Origin of the sequence: Aliiglaciecola sp. (assembly GCF_039982535.1) — a bacterium.
In the GTDB taxonomy this organism is placed as follows: Bacteria; Pseudomonadota; Gammaproteobacteria; order Enterobacterales; family Alteromonadaceae; genus Aliiglaciecola.
Genome location: NZ_JBDWYG010000017.1, coordinates 216,144 through 240,152 on the forward strand (window position 1 = coordinate 216,144; position 24,009 = coordinate 240,152).

Consider the following 24,009-nt stretch of genomic DNA (forward strand, 5'->3'; position numbering starts at 1 on the left):
TTTTGGTGAAAATTACTAACCATAATTAGTCGTCAATTTTACTAATAATAAGAGCATTGAATATGGAAAACATACTAGCGCTTCCAACTGGAACTGAAATTAATCACTATGTAATTGAATCCGTCCTTGGACAAGGTGGATTTGGTGTGGTGTATAAAGCTCATCATGCTCATTTAGACGAAGAAGTGGTCATTAAAGAGTTTTTACCGGTTGAGCTAGCAAGTCGCCAAGGAGAAACCGTCACCCCTCATGGGACCTCCAAACAAGATGTATACGGCGATTGTTTAAGACGTTTCATGGAAGAGGGGCGTACTTTGGTAAAGTTACGCCACCCAAATGTAGTTCGATGTCGTGATCTGTTTACGTCCAACGGCACCGCTTATTTGGTTATGGACTTTGAAGATGGATTAGCCTTAGATGAACTCATCAACAGCTTAGAATCCCAAGGTCAACATTACTCCCAAGAACAATTGATGCATTTTTTACTGCCACTAGCTGATGGCTTAAATTATATTCATAGCAAAGGCGTACTGCATCGCGATATAAAGCCTGCTAACATTTTTATTCGCCGCAGTGATGGCTCCCCAGTTTTAATTGACTTTGGCGCGGCTAAACAAAACTTTGCGTTAGCTTCGCAATCCCAAGCACCTTATACCGAGTTTTATGCACCCATGGAGCAAATTGAAGGAGGAGGTGAGGCCAAACCTACCATCGACATCCACGCGTTTGGCGCATTAATCTATCGAATCGTAACGGGGGAGAAGGGCACTAAGGCAGAGAGCCGTACTTTAGCATTTGCCATGGGCAAGCCTGATCCATTAGTGCCGGCGAGTAAACTGCAAAAAGGAGAGTTTAGTCAATCATTACTTGGTCTAGTGGATGATTGTCTGCAATTTAGAGCAATGGATCGTCCGCAATCTATGCAAGAAGTGAAAGAGCGATTACTAAAAAGCTCGAACAAAGTAGAGGGAGAGCCAGAAAAGCCACAGAATCTACTGGCAAAACTAGACGACTTAATTATGCTTGCGGGCAGTGATGGTGAAATCAGTGAAGCTGAAATGAAACTGATTTTAGAGAAGGCCGTGATCTTGACCATTGATCCTGTTGAAGCGCAGCAATATGTGTTTTTAAAAGCAACTAAACACGGTTGGAGTTTCGAAAGTACAATTGAACAACCCAAGCCCGACGAACCAGCCAAGGTCAAACAGCCGAAAACGAAGGCAACAGAATCTCCAAAGCCCACACCCGAGGCTCCTAAACCAGCTGGCGAAAAAAAGCCTGTTTGGCCTGCCAATGATGAAGTTGAATCATCCGGTGGTTTGAAGTGGTTTGCCATTCTAGTGGTGCTAACTCTGGCATCTGGTGGGGGCTATTTTGGTTATACGGCTTATCAAGAAAAGCAAGACGAATTAGCAAGACACGAGCGTTACCTAGCACATAAACAACGTGAGTTAGATAAAGAAAAACAGCAACAAGCAGAATTACTGGCTCAGCAGCAAGCAGAAAAAGATAAAAAAGAAGAGGATGATAGAGCATGGGAAGCCGCTGCAAAATTAAATTCCCGTACTTCTTACCAACATTATCTCGATATGCAAACGGAAGGGCGCTACCGCACCTCGGCGCAAAACCGAATCGATCAATTCGAAAGAGTTGCCAAACAACGCCAAAGTGATGCGGCTGAGACGAAAGCTTGGAATAAAGCAAAAGCCGCGAATACTGCAATGGATTATGATGGCTTTTTGGAGCGATATCCTTCTGGCACTTATCGGTCGCAAGCTGAGGCTGCATTGCGACAATTGAGTAAAGAGGGCTTAAATCCCTCAGACCCTAAGGAGCAATTTGTATTAGGTAACGAGTATCGTACCGGCGAGAATGCCGATATTCCGGTGTCATATGCGCATTCTGTGTATTGGTATAAACGCTCTGCAGTACAAGATCATGCTGATTCAGCAAATAACTTAGGATATATGTATGAAAATGGTTATGGAATAGACAAATCATTTTCGGAGGCTGCAAAATGGTATTTAAAATCGGCGGAACTGGGAAGCGAGTATGGACAGAATAACATTGGTGTTTTGTACCGAGACGGTGACGGTGTAACTCAATCCTTCTCCAAGGCCTTGTATTGGATCCGTAAATCAGCTGAACAAAATCATGCAAGTGCTCAACATAACTTGGGTAATTTGTATCGAGACGGTAAAGGTGTAACACAGTCACACACAAAAGCTATTGAATGGTACCGCAAAGCTGCTGATCAAGGACATGCCAGTGCTCAAGTTAGTTTAGGAATTCAGTACGAACGGGGCGACGGCGTAGCGGTTTCCAATGCGGATGCTGTTTATTGGTATAGAAAAGCGGCCGAACAGGGTAATCAATGGGGTCAATACGATTTAGGTCTAAGTTACGAGTTTGGCCGAGGCGTGGAGAAGTCAATGTCAAAGGCAGTTGAGTGGTATCAAAAAGCGGCCAAACAAGGTCATACCGACTCGCAAAATAGGTTAACCAACAACGGATACACTTGGTAAGGTGATTAAGCATATATCGTACAGTGTTCACCAACCTTTTGATCTGTTAGAAGAATTAAGATGAACACAATTTGAATTATGTATAAAACTACATACTGTAGCTAAGTTGGTTTTATTTTATGATAAAAACGTTTTTAGTAGAGATACAAATGCAGCCTTTAAGGTGACGAATAGGATTGATAAACGTTTGTTGGCATAACAATGAATGCAAACATGCAAAATAAAAAGTCGTTAACAGTAGTGAAAAGTCGCGAAAACTCGTAATTTACTGCAAAAACATATCAAAGTAGTGGAATATAAAATGATAAAAACGGGAACGTTAGGGTGTAGTTATTAATGGATGAAAATATTTTAGCATTGCCTCAAGGCACCCCGTTAAATCACTATGTTATCGAGTCCGTGTTAGGCCAAGGTGGCTTTGGTGTGGTGTATAAAGCCCATCATGCCCATTTGAATGAGCAAGTGGTAATTAAAGAATTTCTGCCTGTGGAACTTGCTAGTCGACAAGGCATGACAGTGCTTCCCCATGGCGCGTCTAAACAAGATGTATACAGTGACTGTTTACGACGGTTTATGGAGGAGGGGCGCACCTTAGTCAAATTGCGCCACCAAAATGTAGTGCGATGCCGTGACCTGTTCACCGCCAATGGTACGGCTTATTTGGTGATGGATTTTGAAGATGGTTTAGCCCTAGATGAATTGATTCTAAGTTTGGAAGCCCAAGGTCAACGATATTCCCAAGAACAGTTACTTCACTTTTTAATACCCATGGCCGATGGTTTGGCCTATGTGCATCAACAGGGTGTTTTACATCGCGATATTAAACCGGCTAATGTCTTTATTCGTCGCTCAGATGGCTCGCCAGTATTAATTGATTTTGGTGCGGCTAAACAAAACTTTGCTTTGGCATCCCAATCCCAAGCGCCTTATTCTGATTTTTATGCACCTATGGAGCAAATTGAAGGTACTGGGGAAGCTAAACCCACGGTGGATATTCATGCCTTTGGTGCCCTTATGTACCGAATCGTTACCGGAACCGGCGGCATCAAAGCCGAAAGTCGGATTTTGGCAATTGTCAGCGGCCGCGAGGATCCCCTTAAACCAGCAACTAGCTTTTCCGATTTAGGTTATTCCACTAAATTGCTCACCTTAATTGATGATTGTTTGAAGTTTAAACCCCTAGAACGTCCGCAAACAATGCAAGAAATTAAGGCTCGTTTATTAGCCAGTGTAGAAATTGATGGCAATGACGTTAAGCCTCAAGGAAACCCCTTAGCACCGTTAGAGGATATGTTAGAACTAGCGGGTTCTGATGGGATAATAAGCGAGACGGAAATGGCCTTACTGATTAGTAAAGGCATAAGTTTTGGTGCGGATGAGTCCACAGTTCGACAATATGTTGTTGAGGAAGCAACGCGCAATGGTTGGCGTCTTGAAGCTGGCACAAATACAGGTACTAAAAAAGGTACTGGTTCAACCCAGGAACCAACCGTAGATGAGATTTCAAAAGATATCAATCATACCCTAGCTTATTCATTGGAAAGCTCCGCTCAGGAAAGTGTGGTGGATATTAATGTCAGTAAAATGATTTCCTGCGAAACCTGTGCCGCCTCTGGAGCCGTGAACTCCAGCTGTTCTGTTTGTGGTGGTCACGGGGTAGTGAAAAAAGAGCAGAAGTTACGGGTTAAAATTCCTCAGGGAGTAATGACAGCTGATCGTATTCGTTTACGAGGGGAAGGCAATGTCACCGGCTTTGGGCAAAGTCCTGGTGATTTGTATGTGGTGATAGCCATTGAACCCCACCCAGTGTTTAACATCCAGGGGCAAGATCTATATGCCTCTATAACAGTTGACGAAGAAGAGTTATTTACCGGAAATCAGATACCCTTCAATGCCATAGATAGACAATTCAAATTGAAAGTTCCTGAAGGCTATAAACAAGGGCAAGCTATTCGCTTAAACGGTATTGGTTTGCCTTTTGGTGGTGAAAGTCATTTACGGGGTAGTTTGTTCCTTAGTTTATTACCGAAGCCACCTCGTAAAGCCAAGAGCACTGTGACTCAAGATGGCTCTATCGTCATTGTGTTAGAAAAGAACAGCCCAGCCATTAGCCAGGGTATCGCTCAAGAAAATATCGGCATAGAAACATTGGGAAGCACCTTAACACCTTTGGTTTTCAAGGGGACTAATTTGGTGAACCCGGTTTCGCAAACTTTTTCCACCTCAGAAGATAATCAGACTGTGGTATCTCTTAACATGTACCGCGGAAATAGCGAAACACTGAGCAAAGGGATATTTTTAGGAACCTTTGATATCAGCGATATTTCGCCGGCTAGCAAAGGCGCTCCACAAATTGAAGTATCTGTGTATTGTGAAAATAACGATATTTTAATGAAGGTGAAAAGTGTCGATGGCGATAAACTGCGTTTAACCAGTGAGAATCCGGTAGAGCCACAAACCATCAAGTCCCAAAGTGCTAAATCAGCGAATAATCCTACACCGACACAAACCGCTGAAAAATCTGCTGATGATAAAAAGTTTACTAAGGCGGGGATTTTTGGACGGATCTTAATTTGGGTGCTGTTGGTTTTGAGCGTGAAAATGCTAATTTCTGTGATGATGAATTAGTATTTGATAATTTAATAAAGAGATTAAACTTCCCCCAAATAGTTGTAATAAGTAATTTGGGGGAAAGTCTTTAAATAGAAATTTTTATTGATTAGTTAGTTAATTAATTACTTGGCAGCTGTTTAGGAAAGGCTGCTGTTCCCCATAAAGGCACTGTAGATAAACTGTGTTTGTAACTGCCAGAGGTTTCTTTGGTTGAATAAGAAAGGTACATCAGAGTTTGCGACTGGGGATCAAAAATGCGTCTTACTTTCATGTTTTTAAAGAAAATGCTTTTAGATTTTTTAAATACCACCTCACCAGAATCAGACTTATCAATTTGATTTATCATTTCCGCGGTAATTTCACCGGTTTGCCGACACGCAATGGAGCTATCGGAAGGATCGGATAAATCCAAATTAGCCTCAATACTAGATATATGACAAGTAACCCCTGTCACTATGGGATCTTGTAAGGCGTCTAACTTAATGTCTTTGGTAGTGAATACACCCAATGACACATCACCTACTTCATTGTCACTGCATGCAGATATAGTCAGTGATGCGAGTAACAGGGTAATCAATTTTTTCATTCTGTTGGTCCTTTTGGGTACTTTTATAGCGTTGCTTATAAGCGCTATTTACTTAATTGCAAGTTATAAAAAGCTGCTGATTTCTGAAAGTGCTTTTTTATTTTGTGCGTGTTTAGGCACAGTGGCAGATTCTTCAGGGTAGCCAGTTATAAGCAACATATAGGGGCGCTCATCGTCTGGACGGTTACAAATTTTCGATAAAAAAGACATGGGTTTTGGGGTATGGGTTAGGGTCACTAATCCGGCATGATGTAATGCTGTAATTAACATTCCCGTGGCGATGCCCACAGATTCATGTACATAGTAATTGGTGTGTTTTTCACCTGCTGAGACACCACCTTTTTTCTGACTAAAAATGGCGATTAACCAAGGGGCATGCTCTAAATAAGGTTTTTGTGCATCTGTACCTAGAGGTTTTAAGGCATCAAGCCATTCTTCCCCAGCTCGACCTGCATAAAACCCCTGTTCATGTTGTTCGGCTTGTTGTCGAACTTGTTTTTTTACGTCTGTTGAATGAATAGCAACAAAATGCCAAGGTTGGTGGTTAGCGCCACTTGGTGCAGTGCCCGCTGCTTTTATACAATTTTCAATAATGGATTGGGGCACATCACGGTCACTAAACTGACGGACGCTATGACGGCGTTTTATATTTTCGTAGAAGTCTTCTGAGCGTTTTTGCATATCCTCTACAGAATACACAATATAATCACTCAATGGTGTCGCATCATGTTGTTTCATCAATATCCAATTTTTGTATAAGTGTATTTAAGCCGATTTTTCACTGATGAGTATATCGAGTTATTGATTGAGACGGCAAATTTAGCATCTGTTGCATAGAGTGAAATAGTACCAAAGTTATAGCTTCTAATATGACAAAGATCATTGATCTCTCGGTATTATTGCTCTAATTTGCTTCTACAATTTTTAAAGGTAAATTTTTGGCAGCCATTAAAAGTCTTGTTCTCAGGGCATTTTATGCTGCTAATTCAGCATAAGAGGTTATAAAAATGAGCAATGATCCTATTGTTATTGTATCGGCTAAACGTACTGCCATGGGCGGTTTTATGGGCAGCTTATCTGCAGTAGATTCAACTGAATTAGGTGCCACAGCAGTTAAGGCTGCTTTGGGCGATGTCGATAAAAATATTATCGACGAAGTCATAATGGGTTGTGTGTTACCGGCAGGTTTAGGCCAAGCACCCGCCCGACAAGCGACCTTAAAAGCGGGTTTACCACTAAGTACTGGTGCCCTAACCATCAACAAAGTGTGTGGCTCTGGCATGAAAGCCGTTATGTTAGCTAATGATCTGGTTACTTCAGGTTCGGCACAAGTGGTTATCGCTGGTGGCATGGAGAGCATGAGCAATGCCCCTTACATTTTGCCTAAAGCCCGTGCAGGTTATCGAATGGGACACGGCCAAGTGCTTGATCATATGATGTTGGATGGTCTTGAAAATGCCTATGATGGGAAGGCCATGGGCTGCTTTGCCCAAGATACTGCTGATGCAGAATCAATTACCCGCGAACAAATGGATGAATTTGCACTTTCTTCGTTAACCAAAGCATCAAAGGCCATTGAAAGTGGCGCTTTTAAAAATGAAATTACCCCTGTCACGGTGAAAACCCGTAAAGGTGACATCGTCGTAGATACCGACGAAGGTCCCGGTAATGCCATGCCGGACAAAATTCCTAAACTTCGCCCTGCATTTAAAAAAGATGGAACCGTCACTGCGGCTAATTCGAGCTCAATATCCGATGGTGCGGCGGCACTGATGATTATGACTGAATCTAAAGCGCAAGAGCTAGGTTTGGCACCTTTGGCTAAGATTGTCGGACATGCTACTAACTCTATTAAACCTGAAGATTTTACCGTAGCGCCCGTTGGAGCCATGGAAAAGTTATTTGCTAAAACCGGTTGGACAAAAGAGGATATTGATTTATTTGAAATCAATGAAGCCTTTGCCATGGTAACCATGTTAGCCATCAATAAATTAGGATTAGACAGCAATAAAGTGAATATTAACGGTGGTGCTTGTGCCCTGGGTCATCCAATTGGCGCATCAGGTGCACGATTGATAGTGACTCTTCTTCATGCCCTAGAAAATAAAGGCTTGAAAAAAGGGGTTGCCTCATTGTGTATCGGCGGTGGTGAAGCAACGGCTGTTGCAGTGGAAATGTATTCCTAACATCGCGAGTTAGAACCATGACCTGATGGCCACGGGCTAAAGCCCGTGCTACAGGATGTGTAAGCGGGTGTTTGAACCCGCTAATCCATGGCCTAAAGGCCATGCTACAGAATGTGTGAGCGGGTGTTTGAACCCGCTAATCCATGGCCTAAAGTCCATGCTACAGGGTGTGTAAGCGGGTGTTTGAACCCGCTAATCCATGGCCTAAAGGCCATGCTACAGGATGTGTAGGCGGGTGTTTAAATCTGCTAATCCATGGCCTAAAGGCCATGCTACATATAATTTTCGGGTATTTTATTTCTAAAATTTCAAATGCACTTCATTTTATTATATTCTGATCGCCTATTACCTTTGATTGAAACAACGTTGTAAATAGCGAAAGCCGCAGGGAATGTGCGAATGGGTAGATATATTGTTGTTAGTTTAATCACTATTTTTTTATCAGCTTATTCAAGTTTTGGAATTGGGCAGCAAGCTAATTCGCCGTCACAATTGAATAAAAAAATAGCATTAACCACGGGGTCTAACTATTACCCTTATGTTGATCCTAAGGCAATGAATAACGGCTGGTCGGTATCAATAGTCGAAGCGGTATTTCAACAAATGGGTAAACAGGTTGATATTGATATACTGCCATGGCAAAGAGGTTATAAATGGACGGCAGACGGGCAATATGCAGGAACATTTCCATATGTATTTACTGAGCAGCGGGCAGAGTCCTTTGTCTATTCAAATCCTATAAATCTAATCCCTGTAAGAATCTATACCAACAAAAGTAAGGTTGTTAAGTCTTTAGCTGAACTACAAAAAGCCCGCTTATGTTTGCCATATGGCTACAGTTTGAGTCGCGAACAACGAGAGCTAATCGAAAAGTATCAGTTGGTTATTCACAATGCGACAAATGCTGGGGGATGCGTACTGCAAGTCGCAAAGGGGTGGAGTGATTTGGGTTTTATTAATGGTTACCTGCAAAGTGAAAAAAACACCGAACTGTTTGAAAGCCTAACAAAAGTCAATATATTGCAAATCCCAGTGGCTAATGTCCCTTTATTTTATATTGTTTCTCGTCAGTTAAAAAATGCACAGCAGCAGATCGATCAATTCAATGAGGCCTTAGAACAAATTGAACAGTCAGGGGTTAGGCGTGAAATAGATCAAAGGTTTGAAAAATTTCTAAGCGCACCAGAGTCTCTTATTGGTTTAGGGTATTAACTAAGCTGCTTCTTGTTTACTTTAAATTCAACAACTTATAGTGATTTTAGTTAATCTCAAGTAGAATTGCGTATATTCTAAAGGATTAGCTGTAGGAATCGCTGTGCGCAAAGCTGTAAAGAGTCGTCTTATTTTTTTAGTTATTGCTATTGGTTGCTATAGCGCAGGCTTTTACTTTTTACCTCAACAAATAGACAGCGAACTTGAGCGTATTATAACGGCTAGTTTCGCGCTTATTTACTTCTTAGTTTTGCCAGTTTTATATTGGTGGATGATCATCAAGGTAGGTAAACAAAAGCCTTGGAAGATAATTTTAATCTTTTCCCTCAGTGCCGCGATTGCTAGGTTCAGCTTTGCACCACAAATAGCTGATTATTTTGAATTTATTATGTGGTTGCGGATTCCGATTATCGGTATTTTGTTGGTTATTGAGTTTGCCCTCATTGCCCACGTGGTTAGATCCCTATGGCAAGCGCGAAAACTTAAAGGTGATCCCAGAGTTCACATGCTCAATACCATCAAAGGCGATGTTGATGAGAAAAAGCAACAACTCTCTATTACCCTTTCCTATGAGCCAGCCAGTTGGTATTACTGCCTACCATTTTTATCCCGCAACCATCCTCCCTCAGCGACTCATCTAAAGCTATTATCCGCTTATCCTTTGCATCTTGTTTTTATGCTCATTGGTTTATTTCTAGTATCTAGTCTTACCTATATTGTGCTTGCAAATATTAGTGAATTACTTGCATTAATTGTGGCATCAATTGTTGCTTATACCCTGATTTCCATTGTTGCAAATTACCGCATAAGTCGTTATCACTCAGTTTATTTTTTAGATGATAACTTGGTTTTGAACGCCTCTTTTTTATCTATGATGGTGTTACCAATCTCAAATATAAAAACGTTTGAAACAGGTAGTTGGAGCAAACAACAATTGCCTGAATCATTATTTCTAGGCAGAGGTAAAAGGGCTAATGTTTTGATCAGCTTTGATCGAGATATCAGTTGTTTTTCGATGATGGGGATGCTCAACGAGCCCTTTGATAAAATCTACTTAGCGGTGGAAGATTGCCAAGCCTTAGCTAATCACCTCAGTACTAAATTAGCCCCTTTGCAAGGTGAATAACCTTAAGGTGTTTTATTAACCTTTAGCGGTGGAAAGCACGTTGATTCCACTGGTTTTAAAGGCATTTGGACTGAATTACCATTACAACTCAAATTAGTTTGAGTAGGATATCCCAAACTTTAAAAGAATGAGAAAACATGTCAGCAGGAAAAATTGAAACCCGTCAATTAACTAGATGGATTTTTAGTCAACTTAAACCTTATCGTCGAAAAGTGATTCTGGCCATACTAGCGTTAGTGGTTGGCGCTGTATCTTGGTTAATGCTGGGGCAAGGGGTAAAAGTCGTTGTAGATGACGGTTTCCTAGCCAATAACAGTGATAAATTAAATCAAATGGTGTTTGCAGTTTTGGGCATTGCTTTGGTAGGCAGTGTTGCGACCTTTATCAGATTCTATTTAATGATATGGCTCGGTGAGCGGGTTAGTGCCGATATCCGCAAACAAGTCTTTTATCATCTATTGAATCTTTCACCAGGCTTTTTCGAATCTACCCGCACCGGCGAAGTCATTTCGCGCTTTACCGCAGATACAACTGTTCTACAAACAGTCGTAGGTATGGGGCTTTCCATGGCCTTACGTGCCTCTATTACCTTTATTGGTTCAATGTTACTGATGTTAATAACCAGTCCACTATTGACCCTATATGTTTTGATTGCTGTGCCCTTAGTGTTATTGCCAATTAAATTCTTAGGCTCCCGGGTGCGGACTTATGCTCGAACTAGTCAGGATAGAGTGGCTGATATGGGAGCATATGTTGATGAAAGTTTACATGAAATTCAAACGGTACAAGCTTATACCCATGAAGATATTGATCGCAGTTTATTTGGCGAACGCATTGAAGCGGTAATGTTAGCAGCAAGTCATCGAATCAAATACCGTGCATTAATGATTTCCTTGGTGATGGGCATTAGTATCGTCGCTATTACTATCGTTGCTTGGTTAGGTGCAAAAGAAGTATTAAGTGCCGGGGTTAGCGCTGGAGAGCTCGCGGCATTTATGTTTTATGCCGTGTTGGCCGGTGGTGCAGTGGCTACTATAAGTGAAGTGATTGGAGAGATTCAAAAAGCAGCAGGGGCCAGTGAGCGTTTGTTAGAGTTGTTAAGCACCCGTCCTCTGGTTGAAGCGCCTGCGAATCCAGAGACATTGCCTGAGGTAATTAGCGGACGCTTAGATATTTTAGATGTTAATTTTGCTTATCCTACAGCGGACCAAGTACCAGTTCTTAAACAGCTGAATTTACACATTCAAGCGGGAGAGCGGGTAGCCTTGGTTGGCCCTAGTGGCGCTGGGAAGTCTACCTTGTTCCAACTGTTGTTAAGGTTTTACGATATAAACAGCGGCAGTATTCAAATTGACGGTATTAATAGTCAGATGTTATCACCAGATGTTTTACGTAAACAATTTGCGTTGGTGTCCCAAGAGTCCGTAATATTCGCAACCAATGCCTTAGAGAATATCCGTTATGGACGGCCTGATGCGAGTATGGAAGAAGTGATTGAGGCGGCAAAAGCGGCAAGGGCAGATAAATTCATTAGTGAATTACAAGACGGATATTTTACGGATTTAGGTGAAAGAGGTGTTAGATTATCAGGTGGACAAAAACAGCGTATTGCCATTGCCAGAGCAATTCTAGCTGATCGGCCTATTTTACTACTCGATGAGGCCACTAGTGCGTTGGACGCCAGCAACGAACAATTGGTCAAACTTGCTCTGGATAAACTAATGGATGGTAAAACGACTTTGATTATCGCCCATCGATTATCTACAGTGGTAAATGCCGACCGGATTGTGGTCATGGATAGAGGCGAAGTGGTAGCTATAGGTAGCCATCAGGAATTGATGCAAGGTAACAGTGTTTATCGACAATTCGCTGAATTACAACTGGTTAGTTAGCCAATAGCTATTATTAAATGATGAGATATGAATGCAGTTAAAGTGAAAATACGCCAATTTTCACTTTAATTTAGCCTAAGTGACTTAATCACTAGCACATTACTAGGAACCAAACTAAACAATGTTGCAACTCATTGATGTAAAAAGACAGTTTCAAAACGGAGAGGAGATCGTCACCGCCCTAGATGGGGTATCCCTGACGATTAAGGAAAATGAATTTGTGGCCGTAATGGGCAGTTCAGGTTCAGGAAAATCTACCTTAATGAATGTGCTTGGGTGTTTAGATACACCCAATCAAGGTCAGTACTTACTAGCGGGACAAGACGTTGCCAAGCTCGACGATGATACGTTATCAGCTATTCGCAATAGCCACATCGGATTTATCTTTCAGACCTTTCACTTACTCCCCAAATTAGATGCCATAGGAAACGTACTCTTACCTTTGCGCTACGCTGATACCAGTGAAGAAGAAGCTATGCAACGGGCGTTATCTCTCATCGACAGAGTGGGGATAAGTCAGCGAAAACATCACAAGCCCTTTGAAATGTCTGGTGGTCAAAGACAGCGAGTAGCCATTGCCCGTGCGCTGATCAATCAGCCTAAAGTAATATTGGCTGATGAACCTACAGGAAACTTAGATAGCAAAACCTCCCTTGAAATTATGGCGTTACTGACAGAGTTACATCAAGCTGGGCAAACTATCGTGATGGTTACCCATGAAGAGGATATTGCTACTTACGCTCAACGGGTGATCAGAATGAAAGATGGGCGGATCATTAATGAAGATTAATATGTCAGTTTTTGCTGTTAAGTTAAGCCACTTTAAACTGTTTGTGGGCTTTTTTATTCTATTGTCGTTTAACCACTTTGCTCTGGCATCGGGTGAATCATTATTATTAACGGGGAAAATTAGTTCGGCCAAAAAACAAGTTGTTACCGCACCCCGTGGACGGACATGGAACATCCAGATCCAATGGTTAGAAGAAGAAGGCAAGGTTGTGGATGCTGGTGATTTGATCGCAGTGTTTGATGGTTCCTTAATCCAAAGTCAGTTGGAAGCCAACGAAGAGATACTCGAGACTGAACAGTTAGAATTGACGCAAATAAAAATGGAGTTGGAGCAAGGGTATTTAGAAGCAAAAGGCGCGTTAACGATTGCTCAAATGCGGGTGGAACAAGCGAAAATTGAGGCCAATGTGCCAGAGTCACAAGTTAGTCAGCTAGATAAAGGTAAGTTTGAGTTAACCTTGCAAAGGACCCAAATGGAGCTTATTAAAGCTAACGAAAATCTCAAACTAGCTGAACGTGCTTTGCAAACAGGCGTTGAAAAGCAGCGAATTCAAATACGTTTAATCGAAGATGAAATTCGCTATCAAAGCGGTCAAATGGAAAAAATGAGTGTTACCGCCAACTTTAAAGGACCCATAAGCTACGCTATTCATCCATGGACGGGGGAGAAAATGGCGGCAGGAATGAACGCTCGTGCTGCTTGGAACATTATTGATGTGCAAGCCACTGATGATTTCCAAATTGAAAGTTGGGTCCATGAAATCGATATTGAGCATGTAAAGGCTAATAAAAATGTTGAGCTAGTGTTAGATGCTTATCCCAGCAAAAAATTCAAAGGCAAGCTGACCTTCCTATCGACTCAAACAGAAAAGAAAGTGCAGTGGAGTAACAGCGTTTATTATCCCGTTATTTTTCAATTTGTGGATGTTCCTGACCTCACTTTGCTACCCGGTATGAGTGTGCGTGTTGACATTCCTCAACCAGTGATTGAAGAGCGATAATATGAAAAATCCAAGTTTAATATGGTGTGTCATTTGGCTAAGCGTATATTCTTTGTTGGGGTGCTCCGAAGCCATTATTGCCGCCGATGATAGTGAAGAGATCAACGAAGGGATTATTGCCCCAGCTGAGTTAGTGTCGTTGCAAGATGCGCCTGTAGGGCCTCCTAGTATTCGCCGAATGTGGCAATTTAAAATTGAATATTTAGCACCAGAAAATGCGTTGATTACAAAAGGCGAAATAGTCGTTAAGTTCGATGGGGATAAGCTAACTGAAGATTTAGTTAGTAAACAGAGTGACTTAGAGGCGGCAATAAAAGAGTCCGAGAAGCGTAAACTTAAGGAGCAAGCAACTCAAAAAGATCTCGAGTTAAACATGGCTGAAGCTAAAATGAATATGGAAATTTCTCAGCGTAAAGTGGCGATTACCGATGCATCACGTTCGGAAGTTGAACGTTTAAAGCAAGTGTCAGAATATGAAATAAACCGTGTTTTATATCAACAATCTATACAGAAGTTAGCCCAGCATAAAGAGCGAATGGTGATCAATGGCGAGGTGCAAAATGGGCGAATTAAAAAATTACAGCTAAGAGTCAAAAATATTCAAGACAGCCTGGATAAGTTAATCGTAAAAGCGCCTAAAAACGGCTTGGTGGTTTATCAAGTGGATAACAACGACAACAAACCTGCCGTAGGTGAAACCGTCTATATGGGGCGACCAATAGTAACCTTACCATCGTTAGATAAACTGGCAGTGAAAGTTGAATTTGACGAATCCGACTCATCAATTGTCAAAGTAGGTCAGCAGGTAAAAGTCATTTTGGACGCCCATCCGGAAAAGCCTTTTGCTGGCACTATAACGTCCCTTGGGCAAGCCTATCGAAATCGCTCTCAACACAATCTAAAAGTGGTATTCGATGCTTGGGTTAAACTTGAGAAGCTCGATCTAGATATGATGCGGCCAGGCATGAAGGCAAATGTGCAACTGCTTATTAAGGAGCGCACATGAAGAGATTCTTATTTTGTTTTACTATGTTGAGTGTGCTGTTTTTAACAGGCTGCGAGGAGGAGGTAACGCAAATACCCACCTTCGAAGTGCATGCAAAACCCTTTGCAATTACCCTTGGTGGTTTTGGTGAAATTGAAGCCGTTCAAGCACAAAAAATAGTCTCTCCAGGAAGACGGCCAATGGTTCTTTCATGGTTAGCAGATGAAAATACCCAAGTGCAGAAGGGCGATATTATCGCCCGATTTGATGCTGAACAATTATTGGTTGATAGCCAAGAAGAAGAATTACGAATGGCGTTGTTTAGTCAAGACATAATTCAAAGTGAAGCAGAACGTTATCAGCAACAAAATGACATACTCTCTGAGCAGGAATTTGTTGACTATGAATTTGATTTTGCAGATAAATTTGCCATTGATGATTTGCGTGTTTATTCCAAACTAGAAATTATAGATTCCTTTCAAAATCGTGACTTTTTAGGTGCTAAAGATGAGTTTTTAGATTGGAAAAAGGACAGTGTTGAGCAGCAAAATAACAGTAATGTTGGCGTGCTGGAAATTAAACGCAGAGGCCATGAACTTAAATATTTACGTCATCAACAAGCTTTGTCGCAGTTACAAGTCTTTGCACCTAACGATGGATTACTAACCTACGAGCGGGATCGTATGGGGGAAAAGCCGTCAGTGGGGCAAACGGTTTTTCCTGGTCGCGCAATTGCCAAAATCCCCAATCTAAATAACATGCAAGCTCGGGTATTTGTATTGGCTAAAGACGCTATTAGTTTAAAATCGGGTATTGCAGTGAGCGTTACTTTAGATGCCTACCCGAACAAAACCTTTATGGGCAAAGTGCAAAGTGTTTCAGGTTACCCAAGATCAATACAAAGAGGCAACCCTGTTACTTATTACGAATTGGTTATTGAGTTAACTCAACAAGATATTAGCTTAATGCAGCCAGGTCGAAAACTTAAAGCAGAAATATTGGTACAGGATGCCAAACCTGCTTTAGTGGTGCCTTTGCAAGCTATTCATCACCAACATGGTAAAAGCTATGTTTACCTCAAGTCGGGTCAGACCTTCGAACAGCGGCTTATTATCACTAAACAAAAGAATTTGTATTTTGTGGAAGTTGAAAGCGGTTTAGAAGAAGGGGATATCATCGCCTTGAGTCTACCGGAGTTGTCATCATGAAGCGTTATTTAAGCTTAATCGGCGATGCCATAGCGGAATTATCGGCACAAAAATTACGTACGTTTTTGACACTCTTAGGTATGATCTTTGGGGTAGGGGCAGTGATTGCCATGCTCAACATAGGCAAAGGTGCTGAAAACGAAGCGCTTAAGTTAATCGACTCCATGGGGGTCAACAACATCATCGTGCAAAGCGTAAACTATGATAAAGATGAATTGGTCGAGATCCGCGAAGAAAGCCTTGGATTGAACATGGGGGATGTTCAGGCAGCCCTGAAAACCTTACCTTTTGTTGATGATTACAGTGCCAGTAAAAATATTAAAGTGCATGATATTTATAGTGATTATGGAAAATCCGACGCACAATTATTAGGTGTCTCTAGCAGCTATTACAAACATGCTAATATGCACTTAACCTCAGGACGTTTTACCGATCAGCATGACAATGACAGTTTAGCCCAAGTGGCCGTATTGGGTATTGATGTTGCTAACGAGTTGTTTCCCAAACAGCAAGCGCTTGGCAAATACGTCAAAGTTAACCATATTTGGTTACATGTTGTGGGTGTATTGTCCCCACCAGAGGGCAATAAAAACGAGTTCCAAGGGGTAAAAATAGGCGGTGATCGCTATCGGATTTTTATTCCTATCTCCACGGCAGAACAAAAACTAAAAAGTGGAAATTTAGCTAGTGAACTAGATAGTATTAAGCTGAGTATCGCAAAAACCACAGATCCCATAGTGGCTTCCAAAGCCGTTGCCGAGTTAATGCAGATGCGCCATGGTGGCGTTCAGGATTATGAGTTGATCATTCCCGCGGCGTTGTTGGAGCAGCAAAAACAAACTCAAGAGATATTTAACATTGTTATGGCCTGTGTCGCTGGGATTTCTTTGTTAGTGGGTGGCATTGGTATTATGAATATTATGTTGGCCAACGTCATGGAAAGAACCACTGAAATTGGTCTACTGAGAGCCGTGGGCGCGCGTCAAATTGATATTAAACAACAGTTTCTTGCTGAAAGTTTTACAATTTCTGTGTTGGGCGGACTGTTAGGCGTATTTTTTGGTTTAGTGCTTTCAGAGATCATCGGTTTTTACTCTGGATGGGCTGTGAGTTGGTCTATGCCAGCAATATTTTTATCCTTGTCAATTTGTATGATTGTAGGTGTGGGCTTTGGGGTATTTCCAGCGATTAAAGCATCAAAACTTAACCCCATCGAAGCCCTGCATTCAGACTAACCTTTAGGCCCAGTGAATGGAATTTGAAAAAGAAACAATAGTCGCCGTAGTTGGCTCAAAAAATCCGGTAAAAGTTAAGGCGTTTAAAGATACCTTGGCTAGGATTTATCCCCATAAACAAATCGAATGTCGGGGCGTGGATGCACCTTCTTTGGTGTCTGAACAGCCTATGTCAGAAAAAGAAACCTACCAAGGGGCAGTTAACCGAGTTAACTTTTGTCAGTCTCATTTTGATGCGGATTTTTATGCCGCTATGGAAGGGGGCGTCGACAATTTTGCATACGGTCCAGCTACATTTGCTTTTGTGGTGGTCTCGACTGACGCTAAATTACAAGTGGGCAGAAGTGCCAATCTGCCTATACCAGAATCGGTTTTTCAACAGTTAAGCCAAGGGGAGGAACTCGGCCCCTTAATGGATCAACTATTTGGTACCAGTAACGTCAAACAAAAAGGTGGTGCCATAGGCTTATTAACCAATGGCCTGGAAACCCGTGGCGGCAATTACACCCAAGCATTAACCTTAGCCATGGCGCCGTTTCTCCACGCCGATCGATTTTAGTTCTGCTGCTTTTCCATGGGCTGAAGCCCATGCTACAGGTTTCTGGGTTTTTTTCTGCTAAAGCCTATGATGTTAAAGCTTTTAAACAACAAAATGATACCTGTGAGGGTGAACACAAGCGCGGAAATGGAAAAGGTGATCAATAATGGGTTATTAAAATCTTCCCGATCATCATAATCCATAATATGTAACATCCAAAAGAAATCAAAAATACGCCATAAATCGCTTCTGATGGTGGTGAGTTTTCCATTTGTTGGTGACACATATAAAGTGGTGTTCCAAGTGTCGTCAAATCTTAATTGCCAAACTTTCCCTTTATTGCGCGACGCTTCCATGGGCGCTTTATCTAATAACTTTTGTTCAACTAAGTTGCCGTCACCAAGGTAATGCTGTTTAGCGATTAAAGCGGCTTCATCGGCATTGATAGTCGTCATTAATTCGCCGCTAAACCCATGGAATAATCGCTCGCCAGAGGCTGTTTGAAACGAATAGTAGGGCTCACCTAAAACAGTGGTATAAGAAATTCTATTAATTGGATCTGCAATCTTAAGTCGAAGGGTATCTAAAGAATAAAGATACTGTTGATTGTCTATAACATGGTACAGATTTTTACTGGCTAGGTGGTCCCCGTGCACCTTTTCTAAGGGGATGACACTCATTACCACGCCACCTAAAATCCATAACAAAATTTGTAATGCTAGAAACAATCCTGCCCATTTGTGCACAAACCGCGATAAACGAAAGAGCTTTTTAATCATAATCTTAGGTTAAATAAACAATCTTGCCGCAGATTTACGCATGGATAAAGTTAAGTGTCAATTACACGGGTTTTTGTAACACGGTATTTATGCTGTGAACTGGATGCTTGAGGGCAAACTCCATGGGCTAAAGCCCATGCTACATGTATTTTGTAGGCGGGTGCTTTAGCCCCGCGATTGGCTATCGCTGGCTTTTTGATGGCGAACTTCGTTGATGATAAATAACAGCTCTGCGGCGGCTTGTGCATCTGAAAGGGCTCTGTGATGTCTGCTCATATCAATCCCAAAATGTCGGGTTAGATTGGCTAATGAATATGAAGGTAGCCCCGGCACTGCTTTGCGCATTTCACGCACGGTACACAGCTTAGGCATACGAAAATTTTGTTCGAGGCGTTCAAATTCCGCACGGATAAACCCATAATCAAAATTCACGTTATGGGCCACAAAAACACAATCAGACAAATAGCTGCGTAAGCTTTCTGCTATTTCCACAAATAAAGGGGCATCGCTGACCATTTCATCATCAATTCCAGTTAATTGAGTGATTTTTTGTGGAATATGACGCTGTGGATTGACCAGAGTTTGCCAACTATCAATGACTTTACCGTTGATAACTTTGGCTATGCCAATTTCAGTAATCCTATGTTGATTTGCCCGTCCGCCAGTGGTTTCGATATCAACTACAGCATAGGGTTGTTGGGGATCTAAAAACCACTCAACTTGGGTCACTGCCACCTTAAACCCTGATTTTCTCAGCTGTTTGATGGTTAATAGCTGATTTTTACGTAATTGATCACCAGGCGCTTTTATTTCTTCAAAGCGCAACCCGTTATCATCCACCACCATGATATCTGGATAACCATCAGCATAGTTTTTAAAGTCTTTTGCCATCATTCTTAGGTGGTCTTTAAAGCCTTCGATGTCCACATGATCAAAAAATACCGCCAACACCTCAAGCAAGGATTTGTGCCAGCGAAAAATACCGTTAGGACGGCCGTACTTTTCGAGCATAACTTTGGATAATTGTTTGAAGGTGAGTTGGGCACTGGTCATTCGGTAAAGGCGCGTCTCAATATCTTGCTCGTAAAGGTTATAAAAATTATTTTGACTGATAGCCTGGGGTTTGTAATCGAATTCAGTGACCAATGCATTGCTATCCATTTCAAAAAGCTCATGCCAAAACACTAAACCAAACAATGCACGCCACAGCCTATTTTCAGTGCGAAAGGCCTGTTTCTTCTGCTTCTGATAATACAGTTTTACCCCTTGCTCCACCGAGTCCATGTACATTTCATCAATCAATACTTTAGTGGATTGCTCCCGCAACATGTCGGTGAGGCTACTGGTACGTTTTTGTTGAAATTTACGGGCCAAAAAGTCTTCAGCAAAGGTCAATAAGGCTTCTGACTCAGGCTCTTCAATAATTTCCTGCAAGCGGTTTTTTACCCAATCAGTTTCTCCCAATTTGTATTTTTCCCGAATCACTTTTTCTTGGGCTAGGGGCTCGGCGGAGGCTGCTAATAAGTTGATCCCGAGGGGGACATCATAGGGAAGAATGGCTTTACCTAATTTTAATAAAAATCGGTCACAATATTCGTTGGCAAGGGTGCCTTGGGGCACTGGAAAAGAGGTAAATTGCTGGGCAAGTGAAACTTGTTGACTAGCCGTTAGGGTAGACACTTGGCGGCGCTGATGAGCATAGAAAAACGCACTTTTAGCCTCGTCGATGAAGTCGAATCTTGCATTGTCAGTACTTACTCCCCGCTGCGTTGGCATAATTCCGAGGTCGCGCATGGAAAATTTGGATAAGTTACTGTTGAGATCCCCAAAAAACAAAAATAAAAAGTAGTGTATATGCTGGTCTTTCCCTCGGTGCAAAACCGTACTGTGTTCGAGCAACGGGGAGAAGTCTTCAAATTGACAATATTCATGCACTAACTGTAAATAGTCGGCTTTACTTTGGGAGGTTTTAAAACTGATATCTGCATTACGCAATACTTGCGCTAATTCTGGTTTGGTGAGGTTATTGGTTAATTCTGCAAGGTGGCACTGGTTCACTTGTGTGTAAAAACCCTCTGCTATTAGTGTGTCTAAATGCAATTGGTGATGGTTAATTTCTTCGTAAAACAGTGAAGTACGTTTAATGATGGGAGATTTTCGATTAAGCCCGCGAACATACAAACATTGAGCATCTTCACAAAGAGTATGAAATTTATCAATAAAGGCACTATCTTCAGTAGAGAGTAAATGTGCACAGGGGCCAGTAATAAACCCCAGAAACTCATGAAAATGGGTTAAATAATATTTGCTCGGGAGCTCTTTCATCAAAGCATATAATCATATTGATTGGACACTATTTTAGTGTATTTTAAAAACTACTGTATATCCAGTCAGTACTGGTTGGTTTTTCAAACTTTTTCAGTGTTTTTTTCGTAAACCATAATATCTTAACAAATAAGGAGTCACCATGAGCCTCACAGTCGCCAGTAAATTTGAATGTCCGTATTGCATGACAATCAACGATTTAGAAATCGATGAAGCCAACGATATCAATCAACAGCAAATCGTCGACTGCCAGATATGTTGCCAACCCATTGAATTACAAGTCATTGATAACGGCTTTGGTATTGAGGTGATCGCGAAGCGAGACGATGAGTAAAGAGCAAGCGGGACGACGAGTAGAGAGCAAGCGGGATGACGAGTAGAGAGCAAGCGCGATGCGAATAAGCAGCAAGGGAGTTGATAAGTAACGAGCTAGGGAGTAAATGAGCATGACGGATACGGAAAGTATTCCGTTACTTATAAAGTTAGCAGTGCAACATAAACATCAAAATGTACAAAGAGTGAGCAGTTTTGTTGACACTTTGTCTTGCTCGGTTAACCCACTTAATAGTGATAATGTTCTTGTCTAAAGGCTTTTTCTGGTATACTCCGCAAAATTTTAAACCCTTAACTTCTTGGTACAATACATGACTGTTATGCGACAGCCTGTTCAGCGAATGAAAGCTGAAAAAGGGCTATTTTCCTATCCTAAATATTGGGCCGAATGTTTTGGTCCAGCGCCGTTTCTGCCTATGTCTCGAAAGGAAATGGATCAATTAGGCTGGGATAGCTGTGACATTATTATTGTGACCGGGGATGCCTATGTTGATCATCCTAGTTTTGGCATGGCGGTAATCGGCCGCGTACTCGAATCTCAAGGATTCCGAGTAGGGATAATTTCTCAACCAGACTGGACCAGCAAAAAAGACTTCATGAAGCTAGGTGAACCAAACTTATTTTTTGGTGTAACTGCGGGCAATATGGACTCTATGATCAACCGCTACACAGCGGATCGTAAATTACGTCATGACGATGCTTACACGCCAAATAATGAAGGTGGTAAACGTCCTGACAGAGCCGTCACCGTGTATACCCAACGTTGTAAAGAAGCCTACAAAAAGCCAGTAGTCATTGGTGGTATCGAAGCAAGTTTGCGCCGCATCGCCCATTACGATTATTGGTCAGACAAAGTTAAACGTTCAGTGCTGTTTGATTCTAAAGCCGACATGTTGATGTTTGGTAATGCCGAACGCCCCTTGTTAGAAATGGCCCATCGATTTGCGGCAGGCGAGAGCATCGCAGATATGCAGGATATTCGCGGGACTGCGGTGATACGCAAAGAACCATTGCCTGAGTGGCAAGGTGTTGATTCAACCCACGTAGATGTAATTGGCAAAATTGACCCTATTCCTAGCCCTTATGAATACATTGAAGATAAGTGTGCTGTGGCTGAAGATGAGCAAAACAAAGCCATTGATGATGCTCAAAAAGCCAAACCTGTGGTGGTGCAACCATTTACCTCTAAAACCCAGCGCAGAAAACCTTGGGAAAAGACTTATGTGATGTTGCCACCCTATGATGTGGTGCGAGCTGAGAAAACTCACTATGCTCATACATCACGGATCTTGCATCAAGAAACCAATCCAGGTTGTGCTCGCGCGTTGGCTCAGCGTCATGGCGATCGTATTATTTGGATAAATCCGCCGGCGTTTCCATTGGAAACCGAAGAGATGGATGCGGTGTTTGATTTACCCTATGCCCGTGTGCCTCACCCTAGTTATGGCAAAGCCAAAATTCCTGCATACGACATGATTAAAACGTCGGTGAATATCATGCGTGGTTGTTTTGGTGGTTGTACCTTCTGTTCTATTACCGAGCATGAAGGGCGGGTGATTCAAAGTCGCTCTGAAGATTCGATTATTCGTGAGATCGAGCAAATTCGCGACAAAGTACCAGGCTTTACCGGGGTAATCTCCGATTTAGGCGGTCCTACAGCCAATATGTATAAATTGCGTTGTAAAAGTGCCAAAGCTGAACAAACTTGCCGTCGTCTTTCCTGTGTGTGGCCAGATATTTGTGGCCATTTAGATACCGATCAAACGCCCACAGTAGAGCTGTATAAAAAAGCTCGCAAAGTTGAAGGGGTGAAGAAAGTTTTAATTGCTTCTGGTGTGCGTTATGACTTGGCCATAGAAGATCCCAATTATGTCAAAGAACTGGTTACCCATCATGTGGGAGGCTACCTAAAAATAGCCCCTGAACATACTGAGAAAGCGCCACTGGATAAGATGATGAAACCCGGCATGGGCACTTACGAGCGCTTTAAAGAAATGTTCGACAAGTACACCAAAGAAGCGGGCAAAATTCAGTATCTTATTCCCTATTTTATTTCTGCTCACCCGGGCACGGAAGATATGGATATGGTGAGCTTAGCCATGTGGCTTAAAGAGCACAATTTCAAATTGGATCAGGTACAAAACTTCTATCCTTCGCCCATGGCTAACGCGACTACTATGTATCACACAGGTAAAAACCCGATACACAAAGTAAATCACAAAAGTGAACAAGTCACAGTGCCAAAAGGCGAGATTCACCGCCGTTTACATCGTGCATTTTTACGTTATCACGATCCTGCGAACTGGCCAGTAATCCGCAAAGCATTAAAAGAAATGGGCAAAGCCCACCTGATCGGAAACGGAGCTAAACATCTAGTACCCGCAGAAAGCAAAGATGAATTAAGTGGGAAAGCTCATAATAACTATGCCAAACGGTCGCGGAATAAGGCGTTTGCCAAAGGCAAAGGAAAAGCTAAATCTCAGCAAGGGTTAACCCGTTTTAGTGATAATCAGCCCCACAATAAAGCGGCCGGTAAGTCCAACAAAAAACGTTAATCAAGTTCAGCGCGGGAGTGTATCCCGCGTAATAACCTAGGTTGACCATAGGTGGTGTGTTTACGGTGTTGTGTTTATGGCACCGTTTCCATGGCATAAAGTGTTTCATTTCTACATGTAA

At 42.0% G+C, this 24,009-nt stretch carries 19 protein-coding genes; 15 read left to right on the plus strand and 4 right to left on the minus strand.

The window, feature by feature from the left end:
* Positions 1 to 62 precede the first annotated feature (62 nt).
* Both ABJV04_RS03860 and ABJV04_RS03865 read left to right on the plus strand, forming a co-directional pair.
* A complete protein-coding gene (locus ABJV04_RS03860; RefSeq protein WP_348489985.1) occupies positions 63 to 2,525 on the plus strand; it encodes a protein kinase in 2,463 nt (820 codons plus the stop codon).
* Between the two features lie 336 nt (positions 2,526 to 2,861).
* Entirely contained in the window at positions 2,862 to 5,153 is a 2,292-nt protein-coding gene (locus ABJV04_RS03865) for a DnaJ C-terminal domain-containing protein (protein ID WP_348489986.1), read from the plus strand.
* A 103-nt stretch (positions 5,154 to 5,256) separates the two neighbouring features.
* On the opposite strand, the gene ABJV04_RS03870 is transcribed toward ABJV04_RS03865, so the two are convergent.
* Together ABJV04_RS03870 and ABJV04_RS03875 are read right to left on the minus strand one after the other, a co-directional pair.
* On the minus strand, positions 5,257 to 5,724 hold the full coding sequence (locus ABJV04_RS03870; protein ID WP_348489987.1) for a CreA family protein: 468 nt from the start codon (positions 5,722 to 5,724) through the stop codon (positions 5,257 to 5,259).
* 63 nt (positions 5,725 to 5,787) lie between these two features.
* Positions 5,788 to 6,462 carry a nitroreductase family protein gene (locus ABJV04_RS03875; RefSeq protein ID WP_348489988.1) on the minus strand — a complete coding sequence of 225 codons (675 nt, stop codon included), beginning with the start codon at positions 6,460 to 6,462 and terminating at the stop codon, positions 5,788 to 5,790.
* Positions 6,463 to 6,731: 269 nt separating this feature from the next.
* Here ABJV04_RS03875 and ABJV04_RS03880 point away from each other — a divergent pair, with 269 nt between their 5' ends.
* The 10 genes from ABJV04_RS03880 (at position 6,732) to yjjX (ending at position 17,917) form a co-directional block, all read left to right on the plus strand.
* Positions 6,732 to 7,910, plus strand: coding sequence for a thiolase family protein (locus ABJV04_RS03880; RefSeq protein ID WP_348489989.1), 1,179 nt, complete (start codon positions 6,732 to 6,734; stop codon positions 7,908 to 7,910).
* 399 nt (positions 7,911 to 8,309) lie between these two features.
* Positions 8,310 to 9,122, plus strand: coding sequence for a transporter substrate-binding domain-containing protein (locus ABJV04_RS03885; RefSeq protein ID WP_348489990.1), 813 nt, complete (start codon positions 8,310 to 8,312; stop codon positions 9,120 to 9,122).
* Positions 9,123 to 9,225: 103 nt separating this feature from the next.
* On the plus strand, positions 9,226 to 10,248 hold the full coding sequence (locus tag ABJV04_RS03890; RefSeq protein WP_348489991.1) for a hypothetical protein: 1,023 nt from the start codon (positions 9,226 to 9,228) through the stop codon (positions 10,246 to 10,248).
* Positions 10,249 to 10,385: 137 nt separating this feature from the next.
* Positions 10,386 to 12,140, plus strand: coding sequence for an ABC transporter transmembrane domain-containing protein (locus ABJV04_RS03895; RefSeq protein WP_348489992.1), 1,755 nt, complete (start codon positions 10,386 to 10,388; stop codon positions 12,138 to 12,140).
* Positions 12,141 to 12,261: 121 nt separating this feature from the next.
* Positions 12,262 to 12,930 (plus strand): ABC transporter ATP-binding protein, encoded by a 669-nt coding sequence (locus tag ABJV04_RS03900; protein WP_348489993.1) that lies wholly within the window; start codon positions 12,262 to 12,264, stop codon positions 12,928 to 12,930.
* A complete protein-coding gene (locus ABJV04_RS03905) occupies positions 12,920 to 13,930 on the plus strand; it encodes an HlyD family efflux transporter periplasmic adaptor subunit (RefSeq protein ID WP_348489994.1) in 1,011 nt (336 codons plus the stop codon). Before ABJV04_RS03900 ends, ABJV04_RS03905 begins: the two co-directional genes overlap by 11 nt.
* Before the next feature lies 1 nt (position 13,931).
* Positions 13,932 to 14,936 carry an HlyD family efflux transporter periplasmic adaptor subunit gene (locus ABJV04_RS03910; RefSeq protein ID WP_348489995.1) on the plus strand — a complete coding sequence of 335 codons (1,005 nt, stop codon included), beginning with the start codon at positions 13,932 to 13,934 and terminating at the stop codon, positions 14,934 to 14,936.
* The gene (locus ABJV04_RS03915; RefSeq protein WP_348489996.1) at positions 14,933 to 16,123 is read left to right on the plus strand and encodes an efflux RND transporter periplasmic adaptor subunit; all 1,191 of its coding nucleotides are present in this window, start codon (positions 14,933 to 14,935) and stop codon (positions 16,121 to 16,123) included. The genes ABJV04_RS03910 and ABJV04_RS03915 overlap by 4 nt, the downstream gene beginning before the upstream one ends.
* Positions 16,120 to 17,358, plus strand: a complete 1,239-nt coding sequence (locus ABJV04_RS03920) for an ABC transporter permease (RefSeq protein ID WP_348489997.1) — start codon at positions 16,120 to 16,122, stop codon at positions 17,356 to 17,358. The genes ABJV04_RS03915 and ABJV04_RS03920 overlap by 4 nt, the downstream gene beginning before the upstream one ends.
* Before the next feature lie 16 nt (positions 17,359 to 17,374).
* On the plus strand, positions 17,375 to 17,917 hold the full coding sequence (gene yjjX, locus ABJV04_RS03925; protein ID WP_348489998.1) for an inosine/xanthosine triphosphatase: 543 nt from the start codon (positions 17,375 to 17,377) through the stop codon (positions 17,915 to 17,917).
* A 32-nt stretch (positions 17,918 to 17,949) separates the two neighbouring features.
* On the opposite strand, the gene ABJV04_RS03930 is transcribed toward yjjX, so the two are convergent.
* Together ABJV04_RS03930 and ABJV04_RS03935 are read right to left on the minus strand one after the other, a co-directional pair.
* Positions 17,950 to 18,576, minus strand: a complete 627-nt coding sequence (locus tag ABJV04_RS03930; RefSeq protein WP_348489999.1) for a hypothetical protein — start codon at positions 18,574 to 18,576, stop codon at positions 17,950 to 17,952.
* 264 nt (positions 18,577 to 18,840) lie between these two features.
* Positions 18,841 to 21,000 (minus strand): exonuclease domain-containing protein, encoded by a 2,160-nt coding sequence (locus ABJV04_RS03935; protein ID WP_348490000.1) that lies wholly within the window; start codon positions 20,998 to 21,000, stop codon positions 18,841 to 18,843.
* 142 nt (positions 21,001 to 21,142) lie between these two features.
* Between ABJV04_RS03935 and ABJV04_RS03940 the strand changes: the two genes are divergently transcribed.
* From ABJV04_RS03940 to ABJV04_RS03950, 3 genes are all read left to right on the plus strand, one after another.
* A complete protein-coding gene (locus ABJV04_RS03940) occupies positions 21,143 to 21,334 on the plus strand; it encodes a CPXCG motif-containing cysteine-rich protein (RefSeq protein WP_348490001.1) in 192 nt (63 codons plus the stop codon).
* 112 nt (positions 21,335 to 21,446) lie between these two features.
* The gene (locus ABJV04_RS03945) at positions 21,447 to 21,587 is read left to right on the plus strand and encodes a hypothetical protein (protein ID WP_348490002.1); all 141 of its coding nucleotides are present in this window, start codon (positions 21,447 to 21,449) and stop codon (positions 21,585 to 21,587) included.
* 57 nt (positions 21,588 to 21,644) lie between these two features.
* Positions 21,645 to 23,888, plus strand: coding sequence for a YgiQ family radical SAM protein (locus ABJV04_RS03950; RefSeq protein WP_348490003.1), 2,244 nt, complete (start codon positions 21,645 to 21,647; stop codon positions 23,886 to 23,888).
* Positions 23,889 to 24,009 lie beyond the last annotated feature (121 nt).